This window comes from Variovorax sp. AC194, assembly GCF_979257995.1.
The window spans coordinates 2,107,753-2,133,321 of the sequence record NZ_OZ409823.1 but is presented as its reverse complement, the minus strand read 5'-3'; the positions used below and the strand labels follow the sequence as shown (position 1 = coordinate 2,133,321).

The window sequence follows — 25,569 nt, the reverse complement described above, 5'->3', positions numbered from 1 at the left end:
TTTTGGTCTTAAGCAACACGCGATTCAGACCCTTCGATTGATTGCATGCGCTCTCGTGCTTCTCGCCTCCTGGTCATCACACGCGTCGATGCCTGAACTCTCCGGTTGGTATGCAGAGAACGTTCGGCCGCGCAAGATGCAGGCGACCTATCAAGAGGCTTGCAATGATGCCCTCGCGCAGGCCAAGTTAACTTATGCATCGTGGGGGCAGGTAGAGCTATTTGCCATCATCATCTACAGCGGTGATCCCGAAGCCAAAAGCGCTGTTCTGTGCCGGATGCATATTGTGGGAAGTCCAAATCAGTATCCCGACTATGTTGCTTGGCGCACAAACTACTGCCCAGCGAACAGCACATCTGTCACGGGTGGCTGCGAGTGCAACTCCTCCTATCAGCCCGATGGAACAAGCAGATCCTGCATTCAAGCCGCGCCCGCGCCTGCCCCTATCTGCAACATCACCGTCTCAGCCGCTCGGGTAGATGGCGCGAGCACTGCCACTCCAATCCTTCCTGCCACCGCTGAAAAGTACCGCTCCGAGACCGATTGGTCTGACTCCGGGCCGGGGGCTTTGTCGTTCACACGAACTTACCGCAGCAATTGGGCAATCGATTCAAGCCGAGTTGGAAATTCACTCGGCCAAGTCTGGTCGCACAACTTCAGCACCAAACTGGTCGCCGCGCCCAGCACGGCCCCTTCGAGCATAGCCATCACTACAAGTGAAGGCTATGTCCGTACCTTTGGCAAGACCGCCGGCGCTACTGCATGGAGCGCCACCAACAGCGCCGACACCCTTGTGCAACTCTCCTCAGGCGACTGGGCCTATCACCGCGCCGATGACGACACCACGCTTGGCTTCGGCGACTCCGGCAAGCTGCAGACCACGGTGGATCGCAACGGCTGGACCACTGTCTACGCTTACAACGGCGATGGCCAGTTGGCTTCCGTCGCTAATGCCTTCGGCCGCACCCTAACGCTTGCGTACAACGGCGCTGGTCAATTGATCGGTGTTACGACCCCAGATGCGCGTGTCATCGCTTACGCCTATGACAGCACCGGGCGTCTGTCCTCGATTCTTTACCCCGACGGCAAAGGTCGCGATTTCGTCTACGAAAACGCCTCGTTCCCCAAAGCGCTAACCGGCATCTTCGATGAGTCCGGCGTGCGCTGGGGCACGTTCGCATACGACACTACGGGCCGCGCAACTAGCACCCAACTCGCCGGCTCGATCAACAGCTATCAGGTGAGCTATCCATCGGCAAGTTCTGCCACGGTGGTCGATCCGCTGGGCACGAGCCGCAACTACAGCTACGGCACCACGCTGGGCAAGCTCGCAGTCACCAGCGGTTCATTGCCCTCGAGCCTCGGCGAGGCCGACGCCCGCAGTCGCGTTCAAGACGCCAATGGTCTCATCACCAGCGAGACCGATTTCAATGGCGTGGTGACCACTACCACTTGGGATACCGCTCGACGTCTGCCCGTCACCGCGGCCTACGCCTCCGGCACCCCCGATGCTCGGACAGTGACCACTCAATGGCACTCGACCTTTGCCTTGCCGGTGTTGATTAGTGAGCCCGGCCGTACCACCGCCTACACCTACGACCCCTTCGGCAACACCCTGTCAAAGACCATCACAGACACAGCCACCAACAAGGCCCAACTCTGGCAGTGGACCTACAACCCCCAGCAACTCGTAGCCACAGCCACCGAACCCAACGGCGCAGTCACCAGCTACACCTACGACACCCTCGGCAACGCCCTCACCTCGACCAACGCCCTCGCCCACGTCACCACCTACGCCTACGACACCGCCAACCGCGTAGTCAGCACGACCGCCCCCAACGGCCTCGTCACCACCTACACCTACGACCTGCGCGACCGCCTGCTGACCCAGACCGTCGGCGGCCAGGCCACCACCCTCACCTACAAGCCCTACGGTACCGTCGAGACCATGACGCTGCCCACCGGCCTCGTGCTCACCTACACCTACGACGCCGCCCATCGCCTCACGGGATGGAGCAACAACCGCGGTGAATCGGGCACCTACACCCTCGACGGCATGGGCAACCGCACGGCCGAGCAGATCAAGGACGGCGCCGGCAACATCGCGTGGAACACGGCGCGCACGATCAACAACATCAACCGCCTCAGCGCCCAGACCGACGGCCCGAACCAGACCAGCACCTTCGGCTACGACGCCAACGGCGAGTTGGCCCGCACGACCAACGGCCTGAACCAGAGCACCAACTACGGCCTCGACAACCTGCGCCGCGTCAAGACAGTGACCAATGCGGCCAACGCAAGCGCCACGCTCAAGTACAACGCCCTCGACGCCGTCACCGAAGCCAAGGACTTCAAGAGCGTGGTCACCACCTACGCCCGCGACGCCCAGGGCAACGCCACCGCCGAAGCCAGCACCGACATCGGCACCGCCAGCACGCAGTACGACAACCTCGGCCTCCCATCCCAGATCACCGACGCACTGGGCCAGGCCACGACGATCACACGCGATGCCTTGGGCCGCCCCACCGGCCTCGTCTTCGCAGACGGCAAGACCACCACGCTTCGCTACGACCTCACGGCCAACAGCAAGGGCTATCTCTCGGAGATCATCGATCGCAGCGGCACCACCGAATACACCCGCGATACCTTCGCCCGCGTGACGCTCAAGAGGCAGACGCTTGCGAACGGAAGCATCCAGCAGGTCAACTACGCCTACAACCTCAACGGCACGCTCGCGAGCATCGGCTACCCCAACGGCGGCGGGCTGCTCACCCACAGCTACGACAGCACCGGCCGCCTTACAGGCCTGAGCCTGAACGGCACACCGCTCGTCACCAACATCGCCTGGAACCCGCTAGGCCAGCCCACCGCGTGGACCTGGGCTTTCGCATCTCCCTCAGTGGCGGCCAGCCGCACCTACGACACCGCGGCCCGCCTGACCGCCACCGAGTTCAGCAGCTACGTCTACGACGCCGCCGGCCGCATCACCAGCCTCACGCAGAGCCTCTACCAGCCGGGAGACGCCGACCCCACGCACAGCACCATCGGCAGCGGCAACGTCACCTGGACCGTCGGCTACAACACGGTGGGCCGCATCACCGGCTTCAACGCCACCGGCAACACCGCCGGCTTCGGCTACGACGCCAACGGCAACCGATCGAGCAGCACGCGCGTGCTCGCCGGCCTGAGCACCAACCGCACCTACACGGTGGGCGCCACGAGCAATCGCCTCGCGGGCTTCACCCAGAGCATCAACGGCGCGAGCAACACCAGCGTCACCTACGGCTACAACGCCAACGGCGACCTCTTGAGCGATGGCCTGCGCAGCTACGCCTACGACGCCGAAGGGCGCCTGGCGGCCTCCACCACCGGCGCCACCGACACCAGCCCGACCACGCGCTACGCGCACAACGCGCTGGGCCAGCGCGTCTTCAAGACCGAGCCGCTGTACTCGCCCAGCCAGGGCGACGAGGCCGACCCGGGCTTCATGCAGAGCCTGATCGCGTTCTTCACCAAACTCTGGAGCCCGAGCACCACGCAGGCCGAGCAGCTGGGCTATGCGTATGCCTACGACGAGCAGGGCACTCTCGTCGCCGAGGCGGGCAGCGGCGGCACGCAGAGCGCGGGCCAGGCTCAGTACATCTACCTGCCCACGGCCAACGGGCCGATGCCGATCGCGGCGGTGATCGACGGCGCCATGTATGCGGTGCACAGCGATCACCTGAACACGCCGCGCAGGCTCACGAACGCAAGCGGGCAAGCGGTCTGGCAGTGGAGCTACAGCGCGTTCGGGGAAGACAAGCCGACGGTGGCGAAGAACCGGTTTGCGAATCTGGAGGCGACGCCGAATCCGGGCACGACGGGGATCTCGGAGGTGAAGTTCAACCTGAGGTATCCGGGGCAGTATGCGGATGGGGAGTCGGGATTGTTCTACAACTACTTCCGAAGCTATGACGCGAGGACGGGGAGGTATAGCCAGTCCGATCCAATTGGACTGGACGGTGGGTGGAATCGGTTTGGATATGTGGATGCCAATCCACTCAATAACGCGGATCCTCTCGGATTGGATTTCATGGATCGCATGGCAGACAGGGCGGCAGGAGTTCCCGAGGGTCGATCTGGGGACCAATACCAACTTGATCCGGGAACAGTTACCTTTCGAAAGCGCGGTGTGTGCGATGAAAACCCGGATCCGATGTGTGCAGCGGGCATGAAGGCCGCAGGCCTATCCGGCTCGCCCTTTGGGGAGGAGCGGACATACAGCGTTTCGTGCCTTGCCACGATGGGAATCGTTGTAAAAGGTGGTGCCGCAGTTGCGGGCAATGCCACCGCCAAGCAGGTTCCAAGAGCGTTTCAGGCGATGGGAGCCGGAGCAAAAACAATGGGGGTGGTTGGACGCGGCGTTGCACTTTTCAGCAGTCCGTACACGACAGCAGTTTCGCTCTGGGCAGCGCTGCCCGCGGTGATGAATCATTGCGAGATAAAGGCCCCACCAATCTGCCGGTTGGCAGCGCCTTAAAGGAGTGAACATGCGCCAACTGGGTATTGCTCTATTAATTCTGTTGGCGGTTGCATTGATCGCTTATAGAGCATTGATGCCGTTCACTCCTGCGTGGATCGACATCGCGTTTATTGGCGTTTGCGTGGTCTTTTTAATCCTCATGCGCTTAGCGGTGAGGAACAAAACCAATGACACTCCAAGCGGGGCTAACCAACCACCCGACAAGAACTGAATCAGTAAGACTTTTGTGGAAAAAATAGGCCAGCGTCTTATTTCTTGAGTGCCAGGAGGCAAAAATGGCTTTAATCATCTTTATGCGCCAGGAGCTTGCGTAATTTCTCTCGGAAGTTACTCGATGAAGCACATAGTTCTTCCAAAAAACTCGGCCGCGACCGAGCAGGAAAAAGTCTCGGACGCCCAACTCGGTAGCTATTTCTATGATTACCTTCAAACTCCTGACGGAATGACTGTGGGCGTCAGTTATTGGATCATGGAAACTTTAGATTCGAAGAACATCCGGTTTATTCGCAGTTCCTTGACGATGCGCGATTCCGTTTCGATCCGACGGGTAAATGCGTGGATATGGTGTTTGACGAACGCCATGCTGCACTTCTCCAAAGCGGGCAGCTTACGATCGATGTGGTGCAGGAGTTTGGCGGGGAAAGCGTTTCGAAATTCGGAGATCGCTTCGCCATTGTTTTCTTTATCCCCGACGAAATTGACTCGGCTCAATAATTGAATTTAGAAAAGCATTTCGATGAGAAAGATTGAATTCATCCAACTGATGCACTTCCCGGACGAATGGCTAGCGCTAGGCATGTATCCGGACGAGCTGTTTCAGTGGCAACTCTCAAGCTATGTTCCTGGTCATGAACTTGGTGCCGAGCATGATCGGAACGGGGCATTTCATTGGTGGATTCGCCAGCAACCGACCAAGGAGCAACTACGTAGCCTCCTCAAGCTGGCGGCGCTCGATCCTGATGCGGGCCTCGGCAACGATGTGCGAAAACATCTGCGCTCAGTTGCCACATTTGATGGAGAGTTGGCGTCCTATGACCAACAACTGTTTGGCCGTTGAAAGAAGACGATCACTTTGCGAAGCCTCACAAGAAGACATGAAGATTGAGAGGCGTCGGGGTGCAAACTCCCGTTCTTTCTTATGTCCGCGAGCAAGCGCCAATGACTGACGAATTGATCGAGAGATGGCATGCCTTCTCCGCTCAGCCCCAGGAAGCCATCGCCGCGCAGTACAGCGACGAAAGTCGCGCGCTGTTCGCAGAAGTCTTCACGCAGCAACTCGGCCAGACGAGCAACAGCGGTGAGAAATTCGCCTCGGCCGATGAGTTCGCGCATTTCGTCGTTGAACTCAGAAGCAACGAAAAGGCGTGGTCGAGGCGCCTTGGCGATGTGATCCTGCAAGCCCGGGTCCAACAGGATGCCGGTGACGCAGCCGGAGCGCGCGAAACGTTGAACAGCTTCCGAGTCAGTTGTCCTTGGGGGATGTTTTCCGAGATCACAAGGGACATGCTCGACTGACCGAATTGCCGGTTCCTCATCGCAAGCCCCATCGGCTCCGCTCCTCGCAATCGCCTATTTCTCCCCTCGCCCCTTCCCCTTCTTCTCCTCCCCGGTCCCAAACCCGATAGGCCGCCTCGGCGGATCATCCGGCACCGTCAGCGCCTTGATCGCCTCGAACACCTGCAGCAGCTGGTTGCGCGTATTCCGGCTGAAAGCGTCCTGCCGCATATCGATCTGCTCGGTCTTCTGCTCCAGCTCGCTCAGGCGCTTGGCCAGGTCCTGGTGCGTGGCGATCAGCGCGCGCACGCGCACGAAGGTGCGCATGATCTCGATGTTCACCGCGATCGCGCGGGGGCTGCCGAGCACCGACGACAGCATCGCCACGCCCTGCTCGGTAAACACATACGGCGCCGTGCGGCGGCCGCCGCGGCCGGGGTTTGAGGTCACGGTTTGTGACCTCAAAGCCGCCCACTCCTTGGGCGAGAGCTGGAACATGAAGTCGGCCGGAAAGCGCTCGGCATTGCGCTTGACCGCCTGCACCAGCACCTTGGTCTGCACGTCGTAGAGCACCGCGAGGTCGGAGTCCAGCATCACGCGCTGTTCGCGCAGCGAGAGGATGCGGCTTTCGATGCGGGGTTGCAGCGGCGCGTCGGAGGGTACTTCGCTCATGAGGTGCGTGGCATCGGTTGGATGGAAGGGTCGCAAAGGCCATCGACATTCTGAATGACGATGCCCTCGTTCCCAAGCGTGTGCGTCGCCTTTGACTTTTCCGTTCTTCAATCAAGCAAATTCCAAAAAAATCACGATGTCTCCCGCAGATATTTGACAAAGGCATTCGACATCAACTGCAATTTCATGCCCCGCTGTACCGTTGGCCCAGGAGCATTGGCAATTTTCGCAACAATCGAAAATTCCAGCTTCTTGACTGTGCGATCGCGACAAAAAATGCGATCGTCTACTACGGGCCATCGGGGAGAAATAATGAAACCATTGAATTATTGCGCGCCAGAAGAAATTTCCTATCCAAAGTGGACATCCTTTAATGCTTTGATATGGAAAATTGGCGGAGGCGCACCATCACTTAATAAATACAAAGACAGCTGGATTGTTTTCAATCGCCAAAGAATTATCAGTTCAGCAAATCGCCACAATATTTCGCCGCAGCTTTTAGCAGGCGTCGCCTGGATTGAGGTTGGCGGAAAGCCGGATGGGTGGAAGGACTATGCGTACTTTCTCAGGGCCATCGACTGGAGCGGCTCGGATTGGGCGAACCGCCACCTGACCATCTTCAGCAAATCACCGCTCGAAACCTCCTTCGGCGGGGTGAGCATTCAACTGCGAGCTGTCGCAAAAGAACTGGACATGGACCCTGCGACGCTGAGCTTTGGAGATTCGCTGCGCATCATTTCGTGCCTGAAGAAAGATGCCTTCAATCTGGACATCGTGGCGAAACACCTGCATGGCTTGATTCTTTACGACTACCCCGACGCCAACACTGCCAACCTGTCCGATGAGCAATTCATTGTTGCGGGCTCGCGCTATAACAGAGGAATTCGGCGGGCCTTGGGGGAGATAATCAACTCAAATCGTCAAGCGCCTGGAAATCCGGCAAGAATTTATTCCTCATACGGCCGGACCATGCTGCGGCACAAACAGCATATTGCCTCCCTCCTCAAGAATTACTGACAATGCGCAAAATTCTCTTTATCTTGGGAACGATTTATTCCGCCTTATGCATCTTGCTGATTTTGGGTCTGCCGAGAAACAGATACGAATGGATGCTGGACGACCCCGCGCTGCGAGCAGATTCAATCACTTTCTGCACGCTGCCGCTCGATGACGGCGAAGGGTCGTCCGAAGTCATTTCATTTGTATTTCTGATTCCATTTCTGGTGGCGGCAATTGCGCTTTCGCTGCGGCAGCGAAGGATCCACCTCTCTGTCTGGGCGGGGCTGGCGCTCGTAGCCATCTGGATGCTGCGCTTCTATGTTTTCTCCCCGAGCTGCCCGGGGCGGGAGACGTTCTAGGACTCACGGCGAGGAGGCAGGCGCTTGGGGCCATCGATTGCGACCTCCAAGCAGCCTCCTCGGACGGACGCTGCCCTTGCCGTCAAGAAGCAGGCGCAGCGCCCCCGCTCAACGCCACGCGCAGCGCCTGCATCGTGGCATCCGCGGCCCCGATGCGCCGCTGCAGTTCTTCATTGACGAGCGCCATCAGCGCGCTGATTTCCGTGCGGTCAGGCGCGGTGTCTTCCGCATCGCGAGGGTGCTGCGGGCCGATGAGTTTTTCGAGACACGCATAAGCGCGCTGCACGATGTGAAGCCCTTCGACGTCATCGCATGCTTGCAGTGCAAGCGATTGCGCGTTGGGGGTTTCGAGAGATCCGGGGAACGAAGGGACGTGAGCCATCAATGGCCTCCAGGCAGTTCAGTTTGTATAAACCGCCGCACCCAACGCCAATTGGAGGCGGCAGCTCGAACAGGTTGGCGTACCGGGAACTGCTTGCGCAAACCGGCGAGCCTCGCGGCTCCCTGCTCGAGCCGCCAAAACTGGAGGCACGAACGAAGAAAGCCGCAGGTCTCTGCGGAGGAATCTGCGGCTTTCGTCGCAGCAGTTACTCGGGACGCCAATCCCGATCACGCCTGTTTTTGACGTGACGGGCGCAGTATAGCCACGCACCACAGCAAGATCAGCCCCGCGCTGACATCGCCAGGCCCGCAACCGCCCGACCCTTCCAGCACCTCCCATCGACACGTGCCCATGCGCAATCTCATCGTGGTCCTCGGCGACCAGCTCAGCCCGACCAGCGTCGCGCTCGAAGGCTTCGACGCCACGCAAGACCGCGTGTGGATGGCCGAGGTGCGCGAGGAGTCCGAGCATGTGCCGAGCACCAAGATGCGCACGGCCATCTTCCTGTCCGCGATGCGCCACTTCGCCCAGGCCCTCGCCGCGCGCGGCATGCCCATCGATTACCTGAAGCTGGGCACGCACGAGTTCGCATCGATCGAGTCGGCGCTCGCGCACGCGCTGGCGCACCACCGCCCGCGCGCGGTCGTGATGACCGAGGCGGGCGAATGGCGGCTCGAACAGGCGATCGCCAAGGTCTGCGAGGCCGCGCAGGTGCGCCTCGTGGTGCACGACGACCTGCACTTCATGGCCTCGCGCGCCGAGTTCGCCGAGCACGCGCACGGGCAGCGCCGCCTCGTGATGGAAGACTTCTACCGCCGCATGCGGCTCAAGCACCAGGTGCTGCTCGATGCGCGCGGCGAGCCCGAGGGCGGGCAGTGGAATTTCGACCATGACAACCGCAACGCGTTCGGGCGTAACGGGCCGGGCATGCTGCCGCCGCCGCCCTTCTTCGCGCCCGACGCGATCACGCGCGAGGTGCTGGCCGATGTCGAAACGCATTTCGGCGATCACTACGGCAGCGCCGCGCAGTTCGACTGGCCCGTCACGCGCGAGCAGGCGCTAGTGGCGATGAACGACTTCATGGCCTTCAGGCTGCAGGACTTCGGCCGCTTCCAGGACGCGATGTGGACCGACGAGCCGGTGCTCTATCACGGCCTGTTGTCGTCATCGCTGAACCTGAAGCTACTCGACCCGCGCGAGGTGATCGATGCGGCCGTGGCGCAGTGGCGCGCGGGCGCCGCGCCACTGGAGTCGGTCGAAGGGTTCGTGCGGCAGATCCTCGGCTGGCGCGAGTTCATGCGCGGCGTGTACTGGTGGCGCATGCCCAAGCTGCTCGATGCCAACGCGCTGGACCACCACGAAGACCTGCCCGAGTGGTACTGGACGGGCGAGGTCGGCATGAACTGCATGAAGCAGGCCGTCGGCCAGACCTTGCAGCGCGGGCACGCGCACCACATCCAGCGGCTGATGGTCACGGGCAACTTCGCGCTCACCTTCGGCGTTGCGCCCGCGCAGGTGCATGCGTGGTACCTGTCGGTGTATGTCGATGCGGTGGAGTGGGTCGAGCTGCCGAACACGGTGGGCATGTCGCTCTACGCCGATGGCGCGCGCTTCGTGACCAAGCCCTACGCCGCCGGCGGCGCCTACATCCGCCGCATGAGCAACTACTGCGACGGCTGCCGCTACAAGCCCGGCACGCGCAGCGGTGAAGGCGCCTGCCCGATGACGGTGATGTACTGGGACTTCGTCGCGCGCCACGCGCGCATGCTCGAGAACAACCCGCGCACGAATGTGATGACGCAGAACCTGCGCAGGTTCAGTGCCGAGGAGCTTGCGGCGATTCGGGGCACGGCGCAGCGGATGCGCGAGCGGCCGGAGTTGCTGTAGAGCGCACCCCGATGCGAACGCCAGTTCCGTCCGGCCACCCTGAAAGCCTTGGGGTCGAAAGGCGGTGCAGAATCGTTTCGTAGCACTGGGTGATACACTTTTTGCATGCCTTCCAAGATAAAAACAAGGGTCTTCAAGACCGCTAAGTTCGGCAGGGATGCGAAGAAGGCACAGATCGGTGACCTGGAACTGTGCGAAGCCATCCGCCAGGCAATGGCCGGACAGGCCGATGATCTGGGCGGCGGCGTGTTCAAGAAGCGATTGAACGACAACATGCACCGTTCCATCGTGCTCGCCAAGGGCGGGCGGTACTGGGTCTACGAGTACCTGTTCGCCAAGAAAGACCGCGACAACATCGAGCCCGACGAGCTGGTTGCGTTTCGCCTGCTGGCCAAGAGCTACGCCGGGCTCGCGGACTTGCAGATCGCGCAACTGGTTCGCGCCAAACATTTTGTGGAGATATGCCATGACGACACGGCCTAAATTCAAGAGCGATGCCTTCGCGGCCATCCATACCTCGGCGAGCGCCCTCAGAAAGATCGGCGCGATCGACAAGGCCACCATGCGCCAGTTCGACGAAAGCTGCCTCGTCGCGCCGCCGGTGCTCGCGCCCCAGCAGATCAAGCACATCCGCGAAGCCGCGCATGTGAGCCAGCCGGTGTTTGCGCGCTACCTGAACACCAGCGAATCGACGGTGCAGAAGTGGGAGGCCGGCACCAAGCGGCCCAGCGGCATGGCGCTCAAGCTGCTGGCCGTGGTCGAGAAGCACGGCCTGAAGGTGCTGGCATGACGGTGCCTTGCAGCCGCCCGATGCGCCGGGTTCAACACTGAAACGATCCGCGCCACCATGGACGGCCTCGACCTCATCAAAACCTTCCGCGAAGTTGCCTTCCGCCGCAGCTTCTCCCGCGCCGCCGATTCGCTCGGCATGTCCAAGGCCACGGTCAGCCGCTACGTGGCCGAGCTCGAAGCGCGCAGCGGCGTGCGCCTCTTGAACCGCTCCACGCGCGCGCTCAGCCTTACCGATGCCGGCCAGGTGCTGCTCGACCGCAGCACCGAGCTGGTGGCGATGGCCGAGAACACGCTCAACGACCTGCAGGGCCACGGCGCAACGCCGCGCGGGCGGCTTCGCATGAGCGCGCCGAACGGGCTCATCGCGGGCTGGATGTCCGACGTGATCGCCGAGTTCATCAACCGCTACCCCGACGTGTACGTGAGCCTGGTGTTCACCAACAACGCCATCGACCTGATCGAGGAAGGCATCGACATCCACCTGACGGGCGGGCGCATCGACGACATGAACCTCATCGTGCGCCGCCTCGTGCAGTACGACATGGTGGTGTGCGCATCGCCCGCCTACTGGGCGCGGCGCGGCATTCCGCAGGTGCCCGAGGACATGGCGCGGCACGACGTGCTGAGCTATTCGGCGATGCCCACCACGCACCTGCCCTTCGAGACCGACGGCCGCGCGCACGATGTGGCGGTGCACAGCCGCATGGAGGCGAACGACGCCGTTGCGCTCATCGAGCTCGCGCTGCGCGGCGTGGGCGTGGCGTATGTGCCGGAGCCGCTCGCCCAATCGCACCTGGAGCGCGGCGCGCTGGTGCCGGTGCTGCGCGAGCACATGCCGCACGAGCACTGGCTGTATGCGGCCTACTCGCAGCGCCGGCACAACAGCGCGGCGATGCGCGCGATGCTCGACTTCCTGGAGCAGTCGATGGCGCAGCACGGCGACCCGCCCGCCATGCCGCCGATGCCGCCGGCCTTGCCGGTGGCACGGCCCGTCATCGCCACTGCTGCAGCAGCAGCAGCGGCGCCCGCACCCGAGGCTACATGCGCCCTTTCCAGGGCACCAGGCGCCGCTCGAGCCAGCGCATCAGCAGGTCGAAAAGATACGCCACCACGCCAATGACGATGATGCCCATGATGACGATGTCGGTGCGCAAGAAGTTCGACGCGTTCAGCACCATCTGACCCAGGCCCATGTTGGCCGCGACCATCTCGGCGGCCACGAGCGTGGTCCAGCCGAAGCCGATGGCGATGCGCATGCCCACGAGGATGTCGGGCAGCGCCGAGGGCAATATCACGTGGCGAATCACCTGCATGTAGCTCGCGCCCATCGAGTACGCGGCGTTGATCTGCTCCTGCGAGGCACTGCGCATGCCCGAGCGTGCGGCCAATGCGAGCGGCGCAAAGCAGCTCAAAAAGATCAAGAGCACCTTGGGCAGCTCGTCGATGCCGAACCAGATGATGATGAGCGGCAGATACGCGAGCGGCGGCAGCGGCCGGTAGAACTCCAGCGGCGGATCGAAGATGCCGCGCCAGAAGCGGCTCATGCCCATCGCGATGCCCACCGGAATGGCCGTCGCGCATGCGAGGAAGAACGCCGAGAACACGCGGAACATGCTCGCCAGGAAGTGCTGCCACAGCGGCTTGTCGTTGGCCTGCCCCGTGAGGTATTCGTAGAACTGCTGGAACACGGCCTGCGGCGTCGGCAAGAAGAGCGGCTTGACCCAGCCCATGTTGGTGACCACGAACCACAGCACGACCAGCGACACCACGGTGACCACGCTGATGACGACGCTGGAGCCCTCGCCCGGCACCTTGAAGGCGCTGGTCTTGAGCTTGGTGCCGGGGGCAGGCGGCGGCGATGCGGCGGGTTTCGATGGCGGCGTCATGGCAACAACAACGGCAGCGGGCGATGCGATGGTGACCTCAGGCATGGGCGGCCTCGCGATGGTGAATGATCGACAAGACCTCCTCGCGCATGCGGATGAATTCGGGCTCCGACTTCACCTTGCGCGAATCGCCGTGTGCGAGGTACTGGCGCGAGAACGGCACGTTGTCGTAGACGTGCGAAATGCGCCCCGGGCTCGGGCTCATCACGATGAGGCGCGTGGCGAGAAAGAGCGCCTCCTCCACCGAGTGGGTGATGAAGAACACCATCTTGTTCGACTTGGACCAGGCCTTGAGCAATATCTCCTGCACCTGCTCGCGCGTGAACGCATCGAGCGCGCCCATGGGCTCGTCCATCAGCAGCACGGCCGGGTCGCTCGCCAGCGCGCGCGCAATGCCCACGCGCTGCTGCATGCCACCCGAGAGTTCGTACACCGCGCGGTCCGCGTACTGCTGCAAGCCGACGAGCGCGAGCTTGTCCTCGGCGATGCGGTCGCGCTCGGCCTTGCCCGTGCCGGCCAGTCGCAGGCCGAGCGCGACGTTGTCGCGCACGTTGAGCCAGGGCATGAGCGCGTGCTTCTGGAACACGACGCCGCGGTCCGCGCCGGGGCCGACGACGGGCTTGCCGTCCAGAAGAATCTCGCCGGTCGATGGCGGCAGGAAGCCCGCGATGCTGTTGAGCAGCGTGGTCTTGCCGCAGCCCGAGGCGCCGAGCGCGACGACGAAATCGCCGTCGTGCATCGTGAGGTTCACGGGCGCGAGCGCCTGCAGCGTGCCGCCCTTGACGGCGTAGTTGACCGTGAGGTCGCGGATGTCGAGCGTAGGCATCGGAATGTGCGCCCCGCGCTTACTTGCCCATCGCCTTGTCGACGTACACGGTGGTCACGTAGGCGCCGTAGTCGGGCTTGACTTCCTGCACGCGGCCCTGCTCCTTGAGGAACGCCGCAGTGCCCGCCATCGCCTTGGCCGCGCCGCCGCCCAGCCACGTGGGCGAGACCTGCTCGGCCATGGTCGGGAAGGTGTAGAGCGACATGGCCGCGCCCACGTCCTTGGGGTCGGCCTTGGTCCACTTGGCCATGGCCTTGGTCTGCGGCGAATCGGGCGTCCAGCTCTTGCCGGTGGCCTTGTACTCCTCGTTCGCGCGGTTCAGCGCCTTGACGAAGGCGACCATGAAAGGCTCGTTGGCCGCGGCCCACTTGGCGTTGACGACGATGCCCTCGAACGTGGGCGCGCCGCGCTTGCCGATGCTGCCCGATGTGGCGATGGTCTTGCCCGAGCCCTTGATCTTGGAGAGCACCGGGTCCCAGATGAAGGTGGCGTCGATGTCGCCGCGCTCCCAGGCGGCGGCGATCTCGGGCGGGCGCATGTTCATGACGTTGACGCTCTTGGGATCGACGCCGTCCATCTTCATGCCGGCCATGAGCTGGTAGTGCGCGGTCGACACGAAGGGCGTGGCCACCTTCTTGCCCGCGAGGTCCTTCATGCTGTTGATGCCCGAGGCGTTGCGGGCGATGAGCGCCTCGGCGTTGGCGATGTCCGCCGAGATCCAGAAGAGCTTGATGTCCTGCCCCTGGCTGGCCGCCGCGGTGAGCGGGCTGGAGCCGGTCTCGCCCATCTGCACGTCGCCCGAGGCCATCGCGCGGATGACGTCGCCGCCGCCGGAGAACATGCGCCAGTTGATCTTGTAGCCGGTGGCTTTTTCGACCTCACCCGATTCCATGACCAGGCGCAGGGGGACGAGCATGTCCTGGTGGGCGAAGGTGACTTCCTTGGTTTGCGCGTTCGACATGCCGCACAGCGTGAGGGTGGCGGCCAGCAGGGCCAGTTGAAGGGGGAGACGGCGGGACGTGGTCATCGGGTTTCTCCAATAGGTGAATCTCGGCTGCGACTTTGCACGCAACGGGTGCAGCCAGGAAGTACCAGCGAGGTTGGGGGGATGGAGCCAGCTTGTCCGTGAATACCCTTGTTCTGGTGCATGGGGCACTCGGACGGGGCATTGGCATTGCCCGTCGCCCTTGCCTCCCGGCCATCCTGGGGGGTGATGAGGGATGTGCTTTGTTTTTTTTCCCGAGGCCGGGTCTCGCCCCGGCGGGCGACCTACTTTTCTTTGCTTCGCCAAAGAAAGGTAGGCAAAAGAAAGGCGACCCTGCTGTCTGCGACCCTTCGCTTCGCTACGGGCAACCTGCGGTGCTCACGTTCCGCGGGGTCTCGCCCAAACTCGCTTCGCTCAAACAAGGGCGAGCCCTGATCCGCGAAACGCTCCGCTCCTCGGCGCATACAGAAGGGCTTTGGGAACCAGTGGGCCATCGCTGCGCTCGGCGCCTGGACACCTCACGAGCCTTTGCTTCGCTCGGCTTGGATTGGCTCCCTCCCCTTCCGGGGGAGGGTTGGGGTGGGGGCACGCGGCGCTCGTTGAAGCACCGCCGTGTTGCGAGGGCCGTCGAGCCCCCATCCCAGCCTTCCCCCAGAGGGGGAAGGAGCAATGCATCAAGGCCCTGTGTTGCAGGTCTTGTCTTTCTCCCTCCCCCCTGGGGGAGGGCCGGGGTCGGGGCACGGAGGCCGAGCGAAGCAAAGGCCCGACCCCAAGCCGAGCGCAGCGATGGCGCGTCAGGTTTCCCAATCCCCTCTGGCTGCGCCGAGGAGCGCAGCGTTTCGCGGATCAGGGCTCGCCGCTGTCTGAGCGCAGCGAGTTCGGCGAGACCCCGCGAAACGCGAGCACCGCAGGTTGCCCGCAGCGAAGCGGAGGGTCGCAGACAGTGGGGTCGCCTTTTCTTTGGCTACTTTCTTTTGGCGAAGCAAAAGAAAGTAGCTCGCCCGCCGGGGCGAGACCCGGCCTCGGGAAAGAAATCAATTCAATGCGTTCGAAGCCCCGCAGCCCGCTTCTCGCCACGCGCCAAAGCCAACTCTTCCACTGCAAGCCCAAGCGCCCGAATCCCAGCCGGAATTTGAGAAGCCGCAATGGAAGACAACCTCAGTCGAAAGAAGGGACACGGATACGGCGGCCGTGCAAAGAACACGTCGCCAGCCTCGATCAGCACGCCATGGTTGCGCGCCATGAGAGACAGCTCCGTCGCATCCACCCACGTAGGTGCCTGCACCCAGATGGACGCGCCCCCAGAAGGCAGCCGGAACTCGAAATCCGGCAAGTGATCCCGCAGCGCCTGCGCAGCAATGGCCAGCCGCTCCTGCATCGCGTGGTTCACCCGCCGCGCATGCGACTCGTGATGCCCGAGCGAAAGAAACAGCGCATAGGCGTGCTGCAAGAAAGCACTCGGATGCCGCACCATCGCATGCCGGATCAACCGCAGTTCCTTGATCAACGCCCGCGGCGCCACGATGAACCCCAGCCGCAGCGCAGGCGACAGGCTCTTGGACACCGAGCCCACGTAGATCACCCGCCCCGTCTTGTCGAGGCTCTTCAAGGCGGGCATCGGCGCGCCTTCGTACAGGTTCTCCGCCTCGTAGTCGTCCTCGATGATCACGAAGTCCTGCAGCTCGGCCTTGCGCAGCAGCCACTGCCGCCGCTCCAGGCTCAACGTTGCCGTCGTCGGGCTCTGGTGCGAGGGCGTGACGAAGAGGTAATCGGCCGCGGGGAGCGCATCGACCACGAGGCCGTCTTCATCGACATCGACCTCGACCCACTTGGGCTGCCGCAGCGAGAAGCTGTTGCGCGCATGCGGGTGGCCGGGCTCCTCGAGGCCCACGCGCGTCTGTTCGTCGAAGAGCGCCTCGGCCAGCAGGTAGTAGGCGTGCTGCGCGCCCATGGTGACGAGGATCTCTTCCTTCAGCGCGAACACGCCGCGCTTGGGCAGGAGGCGCGTGCGGATCTGCTCGATGAGGTCGGGCACGTCGTCGGTCTCGAAGTCGGGCGTCCAGTGCGGCAGCTGCGAGCGCGCGAGGCTGCGGGCGCAGCATTCGCGAAAGTCTTCGGTCGGAAAAAGCTGCGGGTCGTAGTTGCCGTAGACAAAAGGGTACGGGTAGTCGCGCCAGCGGTCGGGCTTGGAGAGCGTGGGCTTGTCGACCAGCGAGCGCAGCACGCGGTGCGACCACTCGGGCGGCTGGCTCGCCTGGCCGCTGCGGCCGACCAGCGGCTCGGCATGCACGGCCGAGAGCGGGCGCGCGTCGAGCGCCACGAACACGCCGCTGCGCGGGCGAGCTTCCAGGAAACCTTCGTCGATGAGCTGCAGGTAGGCCGAGGTGACGGTGTTGCGGCTCAGGCCCAGCAGCGCCGCGAGCTCTCGCGACGAGGGCAGCGGCGCGCCGGGCGCCAGGTGCTCTTCGAGGATCGCCTGCACCACGGCGGTTCGCAAACGGGCCTGCAGCGGCAGCGCCGGTTGGTCGGGCAGCGCGAAAAGCTGCGCCCACTGGGTGGATCGCGAGTTCGGGGGCATGGTGCGCCGCAGTTTAGGGCAGGCATCGCCGGCCGGGGCGTTCTGGCGGCGTTCTGGCTCGGTCGAATCTCCTCATCTGGACCTATCGCGCCGGCACCCCGCTGCCTAGGCTTGTGACATTCCTTTCCGCCCCGGAGCTCCCGCGTGACCGCCCAGCCTTCCTCCTCTTCTTCTGCAGTGACCACCGACACCCTCGCCGCCTTCAGCGACGCCTGGAACCGCCACGACATCGACGCGCTGATGGGCTTCATGACGCCGGACTGCATCTTCCAGACCGCTGCCGGCCCCGACGCCTGCGGCGCGCGCCACGTGGGCACCGAGGCCGTGCGCAAGGCCTTCGCGGGCGCCTGGCAGGCGGTGCCCGACGCGCAGTGGGTGAACGGCCAGCACTTCGTGCATGGCGACTTCGGCACCTCGCAGTGGACCTTCACCGGCACGGCCGCCGACGGCAGCCGCATCGAGACCGACGGCATCGACGTCTTCACCTTCAGGGACGGAAAGATCCACCTGAAGAACGTGTTCCGCAAGGCCAGGCCGAACCTGCCCGCGGCCACGTAGCGCATCGCATCAGAGCAAGCACGAAGGCCGGCAGCCACCGCCTTTTTCACTGGAGCCCTCTCATGACCATCGCAGCAGGGACCGCCCGATTCACCTGTGCCGCCAGCGCCGCGACCATCGACGGCGCCGCCCCCATGCAACCGCCTCAAGACCCGTTCCGCCCCTACGACCCGCAATACGACCCGCTGCTCGCGGCCGACCCCGGCGCCGGCCGCGCCTACGCGCCCACCTGGTGGGTGGCCAGCGCGGGCACGCCGCCCGAGGACGACGGGCCGCTGCTGAACGACATCGACGTGGACGTGGCCATCATCGGCTCGGGGGCCACGGGCATGTCCACGGCGCTGTATCTCGCGCAGGAGCATGGCATCCAGGCGACGGTGCTCGAAGCCAACCAGGCCGCGTGGGGCTGCTCCAGCCGCAGCGGCGGGCAGGGGCAGAACGCGAGCGGGCGCCTGAAGCGCTCGCAGTGGATCGAGCGCTGGGGCCTGGACACCGCCAAGAAGCTCGATGCCGAGATCCGCAGCGGCTTCGAGAACTTCCGCCACCTCACGACGCAGATCGATTGCGATGCGTTCGACGGCGGGCACCTCTACCTTGCGCACCGGCCCGAGAAGCTCGCCGTGCTCGAAGCTGAGGCACGCCTGATGCGAGAGACCTTCGGCTACGCGACCCGCATGATGGGCACCGAGGAGCTGCGGCGCGACTACTGCGACGAGCGCGAGGCCAAGGGCGCGATGTTCGAGGCCGAGGGCGTGGGCATCCATCCGCTGAAGTTCACCTTCGGGCTGATGCGCCGGGCGCGCGCGCTGGGCGTGACGGTGCACACATCGAGCCCCGTGCAGGGCTGGCACACCATCGACGGCATTCATCACCTGCGCACGCCCGCCGGCACGGTGCGCGCGCGCCGCGTGGCGGTGTGCACGGGCGGCTACACGGGGCAGGCCCTGAGCCCGATGCTCAAGAACCGGATCATGCCGATCCTCTCGAACTCGGTGGTGACGCGGCCGCTCTCCGATGCGGAGCTGGCGGCGACCAATTTCAAGTCGCACACCTTCCTCACGGACACGCGCACGCTGCGCTTCTACTACCGGCTCTTGAAGGGAAACCGGCTGCAGATCGGCAGCCGCAGCGCGGTGAGCGGCGCCGATGCCGAAGACCCGGTCCACCTGAAGCTGCTGACCGATGCGATCGCGCGCAAGTTTCCGCCGCTCACCGACATCCGCATCGACTACTCGTGGTGGGGCTGGGTGGACATGAGCCACGACATGATGCCGCGCATCACGCAGCCCGATGCGGCCAAGCAGATCTGGTACGCGGTGGGCTACGGCGGCAACGGCGTGTCGTTCTCGACCTGGGCCGGCAAGCGGCTGGCCGAGCGCGTGGCGGGCAAGGACACGGGCAAGGACGTGTTCGAGCTGCCGATCTATCACTCGCCGCTGCCGTTCCCGAACGTGATGGGGCTGGTGGAGTCGCGCGCGTTCGCGCCGTTCCGGCGCCTCGGGCAGCGGGCGCTCTACAAGTGGTATTGGCTGCGCGACGAGAAATAGGCGATGGAATCAATGGCAGTCGAAAACGCGGGGCCGGTCATGTTGCAATCCGCGGCATGACGACTTCTTCTACCCTCCTCATCCGCCCCGCAACGCCCGAAGACTACGAAGGCTGGAAGCCGCTCTGGGACGGCTACAACGCCTTCTACGGACGCGAAGGCCCGACCGCCTTGCCCGACGAGATCACGCAGGTCACGTGGCAGCGCTTCTTCGATGCGTACGAGCCGATGCATGCGCTCGTTGCCGAACGCGACGGGCGGCTCGTGGGGCTCACGCACTACGTCTTTCATCGCAGCATGACGCGCATCGAGCCGACCTGCTATCTGTCGGACCTGTTCACGCTGTCGTCGGAACGCGGCCAGGGCGTCGGAAGGCAATTGATCGAGGGCGTGTACGCGCACGTGAAGCGCGTGGGCGGCCACCGCGTCTATTGGCAGACGCATGTGACCAACACGGCGGGGCGCACGCTCTACGACAAGGTGGCCACGCACGACGGGTTCATCGTGTACGGCACGCTGGTCTGAAGAAGGCTAGGACAGCGACGATGCGGCCTGGAGCATCGCGCCCATCTTCTCGTGGATGAGGTTCACGGCCTTCAGCGGGCGCAGCATCACCTTGAACTCGACGATCTTGCCTGCGTCGTTCCACTTGATCATGTCCACGCCGTTGACCGAGATGCCGTCGATCTCGACCTCGAATTCGAGCACCGCATCGCGCTCGCCCTTCAGCTCGCGCACGTAGCGGAAGTTCTCGTTGAAGAAGACGTGGAAGGCCGCGCCCAGGTACTTCGCGGTGATGGCCTTGCCCAGTTGCGGCTTGTGCACCACGGGCGAGAGGAAGACGGCGTTGTCGTCCAAGAGGGCATCGAGGCCCTTCACGTCGCGCGTCGTGACGAGCCGGTGCCAGGTGGCGAGGGTGTCGATGGTCATCAGGGTCTCCTCATGCGGTGGTGCGCAGGAGTCTAGCGGCCATCCGGGCGCAGGATCGCAAGCCCGCAGCCTGCCGCGCGTCAGTACTTGATGGTGACGCCGGCCTTCACCCCGTTGTTGGCCTTGCCGTCGGAGGTCACGCCGCCGTTGAACGACATGCTGCCGCCGGTGCTTGCGCCCAGCGAGTAGACGGGCCGGGGCATCGAGGTGTCGGTGCCGATGTAGGTGCCGCTGCCGTCGGGCCGCTCCACGCCGACCGTCGCGCCCTTGGTGTAGGCCGAGGTTTCGGTGGAGTTGACGTTGGGGGCGACGTAGACGGTGCCCTTGTCGCTGCTGTCCACGGGCACCTTCACCGGTTCGGCGGTGGCCATGGCGCACCATGTTGCGCACCAGGCGGCCGCGCTCATCCATACGAGGGTCGATTTGCTCATCGGGCGATCCTGCGGACCCGGGCGCCTCGCGCGTGTAGGACAAGAGGAAGCATCCCGGCCGGACGCGGGGGCCGGCGGCGCCCGCTCCGGTGTAGCCTCGGCGCCCATGGATTCCCTGATCGCCGCCTCCGCTCGCGCTCTCGCCGCCGGGGACGCGCTCGGCGCCCTCAAGCGCGTTGCGCTGCGCGACGATCCGCCCGCGCTGGCGCTGCGCGGCATCGCGATGGCGCAGCTGGGCGAGCACCCGCGCGCCCGCGAGCTGCTGCGCCGTGCAGCGCGTGCTTTCGGCGCGCACGAAGAGCTCGCGCGGGCGCGCTGCGTGGTCGCCGAGGCCGAGGTTGCGATGGCCATGCGCGACTTCGGCGGTACCCCGCGTGCGCTCGCTGCGGCCGCGGCCACGCTGGAAGCGCATGACGATTTCGCCAACGCGCGGCAGGCGCGGCTCATCGCGGCGCGCCGGCTGCTGCTCATCGGGCGCCTGGACCAAGCCGCCGCCGCGCTGGCGCTGCTCGATGGCCAGGCGCTGCCGCCGCCGCTCGCGGCCGTGGCCGAGCTCACCGCGGCCGAGCTCGCATTGCGCTCGCTGCGCATCGGCCCGGCGCGCGCCTCGTTGGCCCGCGCGCAAGAGGCGGCCGGGCGCGCCCGCGTGCCTGCGCTCGCGGCCGAGGTGGCGGAGGCGCAGGCCGCGCTTGATCGCCCCGCCGCGCGGCGGCTTTTTCCCGGCGGCGAAGAAGCGCTGCGGCTCGATGAAGTGGCCGCGCTGCTGGCCTCGGACGCCCTGGTGGTCGATGCCTGCCGCCGCGGCGTGGGCGCCGGCGACACATGGCGGCCGCTCGCGCGCCGGCCCGTGCTCTTCGCGCTGGCGCGCGCGCTCGCCGAGGCGTGGCCCGGCGATGTCGAGCGCGAAGCGCTGATTGCCTACGCCTTCAACACCCGCTACCCCGACGAGACGCTGCGCGCGCGCCTGCGCGTGGAGATCGGCCGGCTGCGCGCGCTCGTCGCGGCACAAGCGGGCATCGAGGCCACCGCGCGCGGCTTTGCGCTCAAGCCGCGCGACGGGCGCGAGGTGGTGCTGATCGCGCCGCCCATCGATGGCGAGCAGGCCTCGCTGGTGGCGCTGCTGTCCGACGGCGCGGCCTGGTCGACCTCGGCCCTCGCGCTCGCGCTGGATGCGAGCCAGCGCACCGTGCAGCGCGCCCTCGCCGAGCTGGAGAGCGAGGGGCGTGTGCGCGCCATTGGCCGCGCGCGGGCGCAGCGCTGGCTCGCGCCGCCGCTCGCGGGATTCACGACGATCTTGTTACTCCCCGCTTCGCTGCCGATTGAATAGAGTTGTCTCCAGGGCGCCGATCCACGGCGCACACCCCCAAGGAGCCAACGATGAACAGCAGCAAAGACATCCCCAGGGCAGCAGTGCGCACGGCCGAGATCGTGCGCGAGTACGGCCCCTTCGCGGGCGTGGACAAGGTGGGCGGCGTGACCCACGACGGCCAGCGCGTGTGGGCCGCCACCGGCGCCCGGCTGATCGCCTTCGACCCCGAAAGCGGCGAGCACACCCGCACGCTGGACCGCGCCGCCGATGCCGGCACCGCCTTCGACGGCAAGCACCTCTACCAGATCGCCGAGGAGCGCATCGACAAGATCGACCTGGCCACGGGTGACGTGCTGCAGTCGATTCCCGCGCCCGGCCACGGCGCCGACTCGGGCCTCACCTGGGCCGAGGGGAGCCTGTGGGTCGGGCAGTACCGCGACCGCAAGATCCACCAGATCGACCCCGCCACCGGCGCCGTGCTGCGCACCATCGAATCGAACCGGTTCGTGACCGGCGTGACCTGGGTCGACGGCGAGCTCTGGCACGCCACCTGGGAAGGCGACGAGAGCGAGCTGCGCCACATCGATCCGCACAGCGGCGCCGTGCTCGAGCGGCTGGAGATGCCGCGCGGCGTGAACATCAGCGGCCTCGAATCCGATGGGGCCGATCTCTTCTATTGCGGCGGCGGCGGCACCGGCAAGGTGCGCGCCGTGCGCCGCCCCAGATCCGCCCGGGCCTGAACGGGCCCGCCGACAACCTCGATTCAAGGAGAACGCCATGAACACCCTCACCGCGGAAACCAGTTTGAAGAACCACCCCGTCGTGTCGAAGGACCGGTGGCTCGCCGAGCGCAAGGCGCTGCTGGCGCGCGAAAAGGAGCTGAGCCACCTGCGCGACGAGATCGCCCGCGAGCGCCGCGCCCTGCCGTGGACGCGCGTGTCGAAGGACTACACCTTCGACACGCCCGAAGGCCCGCGCATGCTCGCCGACCTCTTCGAAGGCCGCCGCCAGCTGCTGGTGCAGCACTTCATGTTCGGCCCGGACTGGGAGCAAGGCTGCCCGAGTTGCTCGTACATGGCCGACCACATCGCGGGCATGAAGGTGCACCTGGAACACCGCGACGTGACGATGCTGGTCGTCTCGCGCGCGCCGCTGGCCGAGATCGAGCGCTTTCGCGCGCGCATGGGCTGGCAGTTCAAGTGGGTGTCGGCGTACGAGAGCGACTTCAACTACGACTTCGGCGTGAGCTTCAAGCCGCGGGAGTGGGCCGAGGGCAAGGGCGAGGTCTACTACAACTACAGCGTGCGGCCCTTCCCCGCAGAGGAGGCGCCCGGCGTGAGCGTGTTCTACAAGGACGACGCGGGCGAGGTGTTCCACACCTACTCGACCTACGAGCGCGGCGTCGAAGTGATGATGGGCACGTACAACCTGCTCGACCTCACCCCGAAGGGACGCGACGAGCACAACCCGGTCTACACGATGGATTGGGTGCGGCACCACGACCGCTACGAGCCGGCGCCGGAGGCGGCGAAGCCCGCGGCGGGCTCGTGCTGCCACGGCAGCGACTGAACGCTGAACGCGCGGAGCATGTCGTGGCAGACACAGGCCTTTGGCCCTGGCTCGCGGTCGCGGGCGTCGGCGCCCTGCATGGGCTGAACCCCGCCACGGGCTGGATGCTGGCCGCGGCGTGGGGCGTGCGCTCGGGGGACCGGGCGCAGGCACTGCGGGCGTTGATGCCGATCGCCGTCGGCCATGTGGCATCGATCGCGCTGGTGGCCGGCGCGGTGGCGTTCGGGCTGTCGATGGACCGCACGGTGGTGCAGGTGCTGGCGGGCGGCCTCTTCGTGGCAGTCGCGGTGCTTCACCTGTGGGGCCGCGCGCCGAAGGTTGCGCGCGCGCCGGCAGGGCACGCGGGGCTCGCGCTCTGGTCTTTCATGATGTCCACCGCGCATGGTGCGGGGCTGATGCTGGTGCCGGCGCTGATCCCGCTGTGCATGGGAGATGGCGCGGGCAGGCAGATCGCGGCATCCGATTCGCTGATGCTCGCGTTCGCGGCGGTCTGTGTTCACACGGCGGCGATGCTCGCCGTCACGGGCTTGATTGCGAGTGGGGTCTGCCGTGGCTTCGATGCGGGTGCAGGCTTTCTTCGAAGCCTCAGGCGCAAGGCATAGTGAGCTGACTAGGCATGAACGGCGATTCGCATGAGCTGTCGCGCACCCTCGATGACCAGGCACAGAACCGCTCCCGCAAGCCCGACTCGCAAACACCACCATTCCTTCCGTCCGGATACGCCGAACGCCATCACCAGCACGGCGAGAAATACCTGGAAGAGGCCCATCAGCTGAGCGTCGGGCGCCAGCAGGGTGACGGTGCCGCTTGCTCGCCCCGGGCGATAGGTGTATTCGCCGGAGAACAGCACCCAGATGCCGTACGCCGCCAGGCCCAACGGCAGCAATGGCCCCAGGTAGCGGACGACGAAGGATCTTTTGCCTTCGCTCACCTCACGCCGCCTTCGGCTCCGGCAACACCGCCGTCAGCGCGAAGTCGATCAGCCGCAGCCACGTCTCCTCGAGCCCCATGATGTTGTAGTGGTCCGAGCCCGGCACGGTCTCCACGCTCACCGGCGTCGGCCATGCCGCGATGAGTTTCTGCGAGCGCTCGGGCAGCACCACGTCGTCGCGCTCGGCCAACAGCACCTGCGTCTTCGCGGCGACCTCCGCGCAATGCGTGAGCGAGTCGAAGCGGTTGCGCAGCAGCAGCGACAGCGGCACGAGCGGGAAGCGCCGCTTCGCCACTTCGAGCATCGAGTCGTAGGGCGTGACCAGTTGCAGGCTCGCGAACTCCTGCCGCGCCACGAGCTGGATGGCCACGCCGGTGCCCAGGCTCCGGCCGACCACGTGCAGGCGCGCATTCGGGAAGGCGCGGCGCAGGTGTTTGGCGAACTGGCCGCCGTCTTCGACGGAGGCGATCTCCGAGGGCTGCCCCTGCGAATCGGCCACGCCGCGGTAGTTGATCGCGGCGAAGCCGAAGCCCTCGGGCAGCCAGTGCAGCGCCTGCGCGGTCGCGCGAACGTCTTCGCTGCGGCCCGCGAAATAGATGAACAGGTCCTGCACCGCCTCCTCGCCCTGCGGGTGGTAGACATAGCCCCGGACCATGCCGCCGGGCACCGTGTGCGAGTAGGTGGAAAAGTCGTCCGACAGATGAACGACGGGGTGCTTGCGGGCGTTGAAGAGGATGTGGCCCTGGCGCGTGGCCAGGAGGGTCCAGTAGGCGGCGAGGCTGCCGATGGCGGCGGCCGAAGCGGAAAGTGCGATGCGGGCGGCTTTGGATGACAAGGTTTCTTTTCCCTGGAGCAATGGCATGGAGGCGCGGAGCCTGTGCGAAGGCGCTAGTTTCGCCTCGTTCACGGATGG

At 65.1% G+C, this 25,569-nt stretch carries 28 protein-coding genes; 17 read left to right on the top strand and 11 right to left on the bottom strand.

Features of this window, described 5'->3' with window-relative positions:
* Positions 1 to 88 precede the first annotated feature (88 nt).
* Together ACZYRS_RS10305 and ACZYRS_RS10300 are read left to right on the top strand one after the other, a co-directional pair.
* Positions 89 to 4,519, top strand: coding sequence for an RHS repeat-associated core domain-containing protein (locus ACZYRS_RS10305; protein WP_463419163.1), 4,431 nt, complete (start codon positions 89 to 91; stop codon positions 4,517 to 4,519).
* A 10-nt stretch (positions 4,520 to 4,529) separates the two neighbouring features.
* Positions 4,530 to 4,733, top strand: a complete 204-nt coding sequence (locus ACZYRS_RS10300) for a hypothetical protein (RefSeq protein ID WP_463419162.1) — start codon at positions 4,530 to 4,532, stop codon at positions 4,731 to 4,733.
* A 248-nt stretch (positions 4,734 to 4,981) separates the two neighbouring features.
* Here ACZYRS_RS10300 and ACZYRS_RS10295 read toward each other — a convergent pair whose 3' ends face one another.
* Positions 4,982 to 5,233 (bottom strand): hypothetical protein, encoded by a 252-nt coding sequence (locus tag ACZYRS_RS10295; protein WP_463419161.1) that lies wholly within the window; start codon positions 5,231 to 5,233, stop codon positions 4,982 to 4,984.
* A 25-nt stretch (positions 5,234 to 5,258) separates the two neighbouring features.
* Here ACZYRS_RS10295 and ACZYRS_RS10290 point away from each other — a divergent pair, with 25 nt between their 5' ends.
* Both ACZYRS_RS10290 and ACZYRS_RS10285 read left to right on the top strand, forming a co-directional pair.
* Positions 5,259 to 5,579 (top strand): hypothetical protein, encoded by a 321-nt coding sequence (locus ACZYRS_RS10290; protein WP_463419160.1) that lies wholly within the window; start codon positions 5,259 to 5,261, stop codon positions 5,577 to 5,579.
* Positions 5,580 to 5,680: 101 nt separating this feature from the next.
* Positions 5,681 to 6,037: a hypothetical protein gene (locus ACZYRS_RS10285; protein WP_463419159.1), complete on the top strand. Its 357-nt coding sequence runs from the start codon at positions 5,681 to 5,683 to the stop codon at positions 6,035 to 6,037.
* A gap of 54 nt (positions 6,038 to 6,091) precedes the next feature.
* Here ACZYRS_RS10285 and ACZYRS_RS10280 read toward each other — a convergent pair whose 3' ends face one another.
* Positions 6,092 to 6,688, bottom strand: coding sequence for an ORF6N domain-containing protein (locus tag ACZYRS_RS10280; RefSeq protein WP_463419158.1), 597 nt, complete (start codon positions 6,686 to 6,688; stop codon positions 6,092 to 6,094).
* A 312-nt stretch (positions 6,689 to 7,000) separates the two neighbouring features.
* Here ACZYRS_RS10280 and ACZYRS_RS10275 point away from each other — a divergent pair, with 312 nt between their 5' ends.
* Both ACZYRS_RS10275 and ACZYRS_RS10270 read left to right on the top strand, forming a co-directional pair.
* Positions 7,001 to 7,705 carry a hypothetical protein gene (locus tag ACZYRS_RS10275; RefSeq protein ID WP_463419157.1) on the top strand — a complete coding sequence of 235 codons (705 nt, stop codon included), beginning with the start codon at positions 7,001 to 7,003 and terminating at the stop codon, positions 7,703 to 7,705.
* Between the two features lie 2 nt (positions 7,706 to 7,707).
* Positions 7,708 to 8,046 carry a DUF2645 family protein gene (locus tag ACZYRS_RS10270; protein ID WP_463419156.1) on the top strand — a complete coding sequence of 113 codons (339 nt, stop codon included), beginning with the start codon at positions 7,708 to 7,710 and terminating at the stop codon, positions 8,044 to 8,046.
* Between the two features lie 82 nt (positions 8,047 to 8,128).
* On the opposite strand, the gene ACZYRS_RS10265 is transcribed toward ACZYRS_RS10270, so the two are convergent.
* Positions 8,129 to 8,428 carry a hypothetical protein gene (locus ACZYRS_RS10265; protein WP_463419155.1) on the bottom strand — a complete coding sequence of 100 codons (300 nt, stop codon included), beginning with the start codon at positions 8,426 to 8,428 and terminating at the stop codon, positions 8,129 to 8,131.
* Between the two features lie 351 nt (positions 8,429 to 8,779).
* Here ACZYRS_RS10265 and ACZYRS_RS10260 point away from each other — a divergent pair, with 351 nt between their 5' ends.
* From ACZYRS_RS10260 to ACZYRS_RS10245, 4 genes are all read left to right on the top strand, one after another.
* Positions 8,780 to 10,315, top strand: a complete 1,536-nt coding sequence (locus tag ACZYRS_RS10260) for a cryptochrome/photolyase family protein (protein WP_463419154.1) — start codon at positions 8,780 to 8,782, stop codon at positions 10,313 to 10,315.
* A gap of 105 nt (positions 10,316 to 10,420) precedes the next feature.
* Positions 10,421 to 10,798 (top strand): type II toxin-antitoxin system RelE/ParE family toxin, encoded by a 378-nt coding sequence (locus ACZYRS_RS10255; protein WP_463419153.1) that lies wholly within the window; start codon positions 10,421 to 10,423, stop codon positions 10,796 to 10,798.
* A complete protein-coding gene (locus ACZYRS_RS10250; RefSeq protein WP_463419152.1) occupies positions 10,782 to 11,105 on the top strand; it encodes a helix-turn-helix domain-containing protein in 324 nt (107 codons plus the stop codon). Before ACZYRS_RS10255 ends, ACZYRS_RS10250 begins: the two co-directional genes overlap by 17 nt.
* Positions 11,106 to 11,162: 57 nt before the next feature.
* Complete coding sequence (locus ACZYRS_RS10245; RefSeq protein ID WP_463419151.1) at positions 11,163 to 12,227, top strand: LysR family transcriptional regulator; 1,065 nt, start codon at positions 11,163 to 11,165, stop codon at positions 12,225 to 12,227.
* On the opposite strand, the gene ACZYRS_RS10240 is transcribed toward ACZYRS_RS10245, so the two are convergent.
* The 4 genes from ACZYRS_RS10240 to pdxR form a co-directional block, all read right to left on the bottom strand.
* A complete protein-coding gene (locus tag ACZYRS_RS10240; RefSeq protein ID WP_198789688.1) occupies positions 12,145 to 13,038 on the bottom strand; it encodes an ABC transporter permease subunit in 894 nt (297 codons plus the stop codon). The two genes, ACZYRS_RS10245 and ACZYRS_RS10240, sit on opposite strands and share 83 nt — an antisense overlap.
* Positions 13,031 to 13,819, bottom strand: coding sequence for a taurine ABC transporter ATP-binding protein (locus tag ACZYRS_RS10235; protein ID WP_463419150.1), 789 nt, complete (start codon positions 13,817 to 13,819; stop codon positions 13,031 to 13,033). Before ACZYRS_RS10235 ends, ACZYRS_RS10240 begins: the two co-directional genes overlap by 8 nt.
* A 19-nt stretch (positions 13,820 to 13,838) precedes the next feature.
* On the bottom strand, positions 13,839 to 14,846 hold the full coding sequence (gene tauA / locus ACZYRS_RS10230) for a taurine ABC transporter substrate-binding protein (RefSeq protein ID WP_198789689.1): 1,008 nt from the start codon (positions 14,844 to 14,846) through the stop codon (positions 13,839 to 13,841).
* Positions 14,847 to 15,843: 997 nt separating this feature from the next.
* The gene (gene pdxR / locus ACZYRS_RS10225; RefSeq protein ID WP_463419149.1) at positions 15,844 to 17,382 is read right to left on the bottom strand and encodes a MocR-like pyridoxine biosynthesis transcription factor PdxR; all 1,539 of its coding nucleotides are present in this window, start codon (positions 17,380 to 17,382) and stop codon (positions 15,844 to 15,846) included.
* Between the two features lie 144 nt (positions 17,383 to 17,526).
* On the opposite strand from pdxR, the gene ACZYRS_RS10220 reads away from it, so the two are divergent.
* From ACZYRS_RS10220 to ACZYRS_RS10210, 3 genes are all read left to right on the top strand, one after another.
* Entirely contained in the window at positions 17,527 to 17,940 is a 414-nt protein-coding gene (locus ACZYRS_RS10220) for a nuclear transport factor 2 family protein (protein WP_463419148.1), read from the top strand.
* A gap of 134 nt (positions 17,941 to 18,074) precedes the next feature.
* Positions 18,075 to 19,487 carry an NAD(P)/FAD-dependent oxidoreductase gene (locus tag ACZYRS_RS10215; RefSeq protein ID WP_463422474.1) on the top strand — a complete coding sequence of 471 codons (1,413 nt, stop codon included), beginning with the start codon at positions 18,075 to 18,077 and terminating at the stop codon, positions 19,485 to 19,487.
* A 56-nt stretch (positions 19,488 to 19,543) separates the two neighbouring features.
* A complete protein-coding gene (locus tag ACZYRS_RS10210) occupies positions 19,544 to 20,011 on the top strand; it encodes an N-acetyltransferase family protein (protein ID WP_463419147.1) in 468 nt (155 codons plus the stop codon).
* Positions 20,012 to 20,017: 6 nt separating this feature from the next.
* Here the strand turns inward: ACZYRS_RS10210 and ACZYRS_RS10205 are convergent, their stop codons facing one another.
* Together ACZYRS_RS10205 and ACZYRS_RS10200 are read right to left on the bottom strand one after the other, a co-directional pair.
* Positions 20,018 to 20,416, bottom strand: coding sequence for a nuclear transport factor 2 family protein (locus ACZYRS_RS10205; RefSeq protein WP_463419146.1), 399 nt, complete (start codon positions 20,414 to 20,416; stop codon positions 20,018 to 20,020).
* An 80-nt stretch (positions 20,417 to 20,496) separates the two neighbouring features.
* Entirely contained in the window at positions 20,497 to 20,847 is a 351-nt protein-coding gene (locus ACZYRS_RS10200; protein ID WP_198786929.1) for a hypothetical protein, read from the bottom strand.
* Positions 20,848 to 20,953: 106 nt separating this feature from the next.
* On the opposite strand from ACZYRS_RS10200, the gene ACZYRS_RS10195 reads away from it, so the two are divergent.
* The 4 genes from ACZYRS_RS10195 to ACZYRS_RS10180 are packed head-to-tail and all read left to right on the top strand — an operon-like array spanning position 20,954 to position 24,327.
* Positions 20,954 to 22,174, top strand: a complete 1,221-nt coding sequence (locus ACZYRS_RS10195; protein ID WP_463419145.1) for a helix-turn-helix domain-containing protein — start codon at positions 20,954 to 20,956, stop codon at positions 22,172 to 22,174.
* Between the two features lie 50 nt (positions 22,175 to 22,224).
* Complete coding sequence (locus tag ACZYRS_RS10190; protein ID WP_463419144.1) at positions 22,225 to 22,896, top strand: Vgb family protein; 672 nt, start codon at positions 22,225 to 22,227, stop codon at positions 22,894 to 22,896.
* A 37-nt stretch (positions 22,897 to 22,933) separates the two neighbouring features.
* A complete protein-coding gene (locus ACZYRS_RS10185) occupies positions 22,934 to 23,725 on the top strand; it encodes a DUF899 domain-containing protein (RefSeq protein ID WP_463419143.1) in 792 nt (263 codons plus the stop codon).
* A 23-nt stretch (positions 23,726 to 23,748) separates the two neighbouring features.
* The gene (locus ACZYRS_RS10180; protein ID WP_463419142.1) at positions 23,749 to 24,327 is read left to right on the top strand and encodes a hypothetical protein; all 579 of its coding nucleotides are present in this window, start codon (positions 23,749 to 23,751) and stop codon (positions 24,325 to 24,327) included.
* 8 nt (positions 24,328 to 24,335) lie between these two features.
* Here the strand turns inward: ACZYRS_RS10180 and ACZYRS_RS10175 are convergent, their stop codons facing one another.
* Positions 24,336 to 24,656 carry a hypothetical protein gene (locus ACZYRS_RS10175; protein ID WP_463419141.1) on the bottom strand — a complete coding sequence of 107 codons (321 nt, stop codon included), beginning with the start codon at positions 24,654 to 24,656 and terminating at the stop codon, positions 24,336 to 24,338.
* 1 nt (position 24,657) lies between these two features.
* The gene (locus ACZYRS_RS10170) at positions 24,658 to 25,491 is read right to left on the bottom strand and encodes an alpha/beta hydrolase (protein ID WP_233101850.1); all 834 of its coding nucleotides are present in this window, start codon (positions 25,489 to 25,491) and stop codon (positions 24,658 to 24,660) included.
* Positions 25,492 to 25,569: the final 78 nt, after the last annotated feature.

Coding starts and splice junctions, on each gene's coding strand:
- ACZYRS_RS10195 (WP_463419145.1), top strand. CDS start 20,954: ATGGATTCCCTGATCGCCGCCTCCGCTCGCGCTCTCGCCGCCGGGGAC.
- ACZYRS_RS10260 (WP_463419154.1), top strand. CDS start 8,780: ATGCGCAATCTCATCGTGGTCCTCGGCGACCAGCTCAGCCCGACCAGC.
- ACZYRS_RS10285 (WP_463419159.1), top strand. CDS start 5,681: ATGACTGACGAATTGATCGAGAGATGGCATGCCTTCTCCGCTCAGCCC.
- ACZYRS_RS10185 (WP_463419143.1), top strand. CDS start 22,934: ATGAACACCCTCACCGCGGAAACCAGTTTGAAGAACCACCCCGTCGTG.
- ACZYRS_RS10265 (WP_463419155.1), bottom strand. CDS start 8,428: ATGGCTCACGTCCCTTCGTTCCCCGGATCTCTCGAAACCCCCAACGCG.
- ACZYRS_RS10275 (WP_463419157.1), top strand. CDS start 7,001: ATGAAACCATTGAATTATTGCGCGCCAGAAGAAATTTCCTATCCAAAG.
- ACZYRS_RS10305 (WP_463419163.1), top strand. CDS start 89: ATGCCTGAACTCTCCGGTTGGTATGCAGAGAACGTTCGGCCGCGCAAG.
- ACZYRS_RS10205 (WP_463419146.1), bottom strand. CDS start 20,416: ATGACCATCGACACCCTCGCCACCTGGCACCGGCTCGTCACGACGCGC.
- ACZYRS_RS10190 (WP_463419144.1), top strand. CDS start 22,225: ATGAACAGCAGCAAAGACATCCCCAGGGCAGCAGTGCGCACGGCCGAG.
- pdxR (WP_463419149.1), bottom strand. CDS start 17,382: ATGCCCCCGAACTCGCGATCCACCCAGTGGGCGCAGCTTTTCGCGCTG.
- ACZYRS_RS10240 (WP_198789688.1), bottom strand. CDS start 13,038: ATGCCTGAGGTCACCATCGCATCGCCCGCTGCCGTTGTTGTTGCCATG.
- ACZYRS_RS10270 (WP_463419156.1), top strand. CDS start 7,708: ATGCGCAAAATTCTCTTTATCTTGGGAACGATTTATTCCGCCTTATGC.
- ACZYRS_RS10235 (WP_463419150.1), bottom strand. CDS start 13,819: ATGCCTACGCTCGACATCCGCGACCTCACGGTCAACTACGCCGTCAAG.
- ACZYRS_RS10215 (WP_463422474.1), top strand. CDS start 18,075: ATGCAACCGCCTCAAGACCCGTTCCGCCCCTACGACCCGCAATACGAC.
- ACZYRS_RS10300 (WP_463419162.1), top strand. CDS start 4,530: ATGCGCCAACTGGGTATTGCTCTATTAATTCTGTTGGCGGTTGCATTG.
- ACZYRS_RS10280 (WP_463419158.1), bottom strand. CDS start 6,688: ATGAGCGAAGTACCCTCCGACGCGCCGCTGCAACCCCGCATCGAAAGC.
- tauA (WP_198789689.1), bottom strand. CDS start 14,846: ATGACCACGTCCCGCCGTCTCCCCCTTCAACTGGCCCTGCTGGCCGCC.
- ACZYRS_RS10245 (WP_463419151.1), top strand. CDS start 11,163: ATGGACGGCCTCGACCTCATCAAAACCTTCCGCGAAGTTGCCTTCCGC.
- ACZYRS_RS10290 (WP_463419160.1), top strand. CDS start 5,259: ATGAGAAAGATTGAATTCATCCAACTGATGCACTTCCCGGACGAATGG.
- ACZYRS_RS10255 (WP_463419153.1), top strand. CDS start 10,421: ATGCCTTCCAAGATAAAAACAAGGGTCTTCAAGACCGCTAAGTTCGGC.
- ACZYRS_RS10200 (WP_198786929.1), bottom strand. CDS start 20,847: ATGAGCAAATCGACCCTCGTATGGATGAGCGCGGCCGCCTGGTGCGCA.
- ACZYRS_RS10210 (WP_463419147.1), top strand. CDS start 19,544: ATGACGACTTCTTCTACCCTCCTCATCCGCCCCGCAACGCCCGAAGAC.
- ACZYRS_RS10250 (WP_463419152.1), top strand. CDS start 10,782: ATGACGACACGGCCTAAATTCAAGAGCGATGCCTTCGCGGCCATCCAT.